This is a genomic window from Limnospira sp. PMC 289.06 (genome assembly GCF_032350395.1).
GTDB classification, from domain to species: domain Bacteria; phylum Cyanobacteriota; class Cyanobacteriia; order Cyanobacteriales; family Microcoleaceae; genus Limnospira; species Limnospira platensis.
Window position 1 is genome coordinate 1 of the sequence record NZ_JARPLC010000324.1, and the last position, 1,265, is coordinate 1,265.

Below are 1,265 nucleotides of genomic sequence, written 5' to 3' on the forward strand. Positions count from 1 at the left end.
TAAAAGGGGTTTAAACGTTCCGTTTATACGGGCATTCCATCTTTAGACTTGTCCTTTCCACCGGGGTAATTTTAAAGGTCTGTGTAGGTAGTGAGTTGAGACTCCTACTTTTCCCCTTACTCTTTTGAGCGCAGCGTGTCAACTTATTTCGCTACTTACTTATTACGATGGTTCAAGTCGGAACATTCAGATTTCCTTAGTCATGGATGGTTGGCAGTGGTCGCATATGGTAGTAGGTTCTACTTCACGCCTTCCGTTCCCCGCTTCAATCTGACGGGTTATGATTCCTCAAACTGGGGGTGGCTACCGCCTTATCTCTCAACTTCCTGCTTTACTAGATGGGTCACAACTCCCATCGTTTAAGCTATCAGTCTTGACCCTGAGTTCCCTGCCTTGCTGAGATTGCTCCAAGCGTCGGGACATATAAACAGTTATGGGATGGTCGGGGATGAGAGTCAATTCCTATATTCCACCAATGGGTGAAAGTCCCACTAGGAGGTTATTTCGGGCATCGCAGCCCTATTTCACTCCTAAACGTTTCGCACGTACTCTACAAGTATAGCAGAAAGTTGAGAGATAAGGCGATAGCCACCCCCAATTTGAGGGCTTACAACCTCAGGTTGAAGCGGGGAACGGAAGGCGTGAGGTAGAACCTACTACCAAGATACGACCACTGCCAACCATCTATGATAAGAGAAATCGAACGTGTGGCATGAACCCAGTAGGGGTCGAGAGAGATGTCACCATCTCTCCCTCCCATACAAAACCGTACTTGAGACTTTCACCTCATACGGATCCTAATCTGACTGCTCCATTGTTAAGGATACAGCGTTGGCATTGTCAAGTGCCGTCTTATCATCATGACAGTGGCGGTGTAATAGCTGAAGATTTTTATATTCATCCTTTCCACCTTTAACTAGCCTTTCCATTCCCAACAGTGCGATGTTGGCGAGTATTGGACTTATTACCCCTCCTTGGGGTGTCCCTGCTTCTGTATCCTCAAATACACCGTTATCTAACACGCCCGCTTTGAGCCATTGTTTCAGGTCTCTCTTCAGGCTGCTTGGACAATGAATTTTTGACAGTAGATAATCATGGTTCACGGTAAGAGCATTTCGTTATGGTCGAAAGGGAAGTCGCCTTCCCCAACTCCAATTCCAAACCGTACTTGAGACTTTCACCTCATACGGCTCCTGATGTGGATACCCCTTTGTCATTGGGAACAGGGCTACAACCCCCTGCTTTATGACCTCAACTTTCGGAGC

1 pseudogene is annotated in these 1,265 nt (G+C 46.9%); it reads right to left on the reverse strand.

The window, feature by feature from the left end:
- Positions 1 to 878 precede the first annotated feature (878 nt).
- Positions 879 to 1,103 (reverse strand): annotated as a pseudogene (locus tag P5674_RS24860) (RNA-dependent DNA polymerase); the annotation flags it as partial.
- Positions 1,104 to 1,265 lie beyond the last annotated feature (162 nt).